Annotated in this window: 1 protein-coding gene; it reads left to right on the top strand. The window is 73.4% G+C overall.

Annotated features, from left to right (window positions below; all coding sequences use genetic code 11):
* A partial coding sequence (locus K206_RS39240) for a glycosyltransferase family 1 protein (protein WP_020205094.1) occupies positions 1-998 on the top strand: 998 nt, incomplete at its 5' end.
* Between the last annotated feature and the right edge of the window lie 71 nt (positions 999-1,069).

The following is a 1,069-nucleotide window of genomic DNA, read 5'->3' as shown; positions in this document are numbered from 1 at the left end:
CGCTGCGCCGCGGCGCCCGCGCGGTGAGCCTGCAAGCCTATGGCGACGCGCATGCCGCGCGCGATGCCGTCCATGACGACGGGCGCCTGTTCCGCGAGGCCCAGGCCTACTTCAACATTCACCGGCGCCTGATGCGCGTGACGTGCGCCGCGCCGCCGGCCGTGATGCACTGGACGTACCCGATGCCGATCTATCTCGAAGGCGCGCGCAACGTCTACACCGTGCACGACCTGATTCCGCTGAGCCATCCGCGCCTGACCGGCATCCCGCGCGAGCGGCACCTGCGCCTGCTGCGCGCGATCGTCGCGCGCGCCGACCACCTCGTGACCGTCTCGGAGCATTCGCGCGCGGACATCATCGACCGCCTGGGCTGCGCGCCGGGCTTCGTCAGCAACACCTCGCAGGCCGTGCACGCGCCGCTGCAGCGCGATCCGCTGCTGCCGGCGGGGCTGCGGCCGGGCGGCTATTTCATCTGCTGCGGCATGCCCGAGGCGCGCAAGAACCTGCCGGCGCTGGTGGCCGCGCACCGCGCCTCGCTGAGCCCGCGCGCGCTGGTCGTGGCGGGGCCGGTCGCGCGGGACGCGCCGCAGACCGAATCGATGCTCGCGCGCGCGCCCGGCGTGATCCGTCTGCCGCGGCTGCCGCGGGCGGAACTCATCGGGCTGATCCGGCAGGCGCGCGCGCTGCTGTTTCCGTCGCTGGCGGAAGGTTTCGGCCTGCCCGTGGCCGAGGCGATGGCGCTGGGCACCCCGGTGATGACCACCACCAGCGGCGGCCTGCGCGAAGTCGCCGGCAGCGGGGCGCTGTACGTGGATCCGCACGACACGCAGGCGATGGCGCGCGCCATCCGCGCGCTGGACGGCGACGACGCGCTGTGCCGGCGGCTGCGCGCCGCGGGCTTCGACCAGGTGGCATCGTTCTCGCCGCGCGAATATGCCGCGCGCATGATCCGGCTGTACGCGCATCTCGGCGGCATCGCGCCGGGGCATGCCGGCTGACCACAACGCTCCGGACACGGCCGCCATGCGCATCGGTATCGATGGCTTCAACCTCGCCTTGCCCAACGGTT

This window comes from Cupriavidus sp. WS, assembly GCF_000395345.1.
In the GTDB taxonomy this organism is placed as follows: Bacteria; Pseudomonadota; Gammaproteobacteria; order Burkholderiales; family Burkholderiaceae; genus Cupriavidus; species Cupriavidus basilensis_B.
Note: the sequence above shows the minus strand (reverse complement) of the source record. Positions and strands in the feature narration are given on the sequence as shown.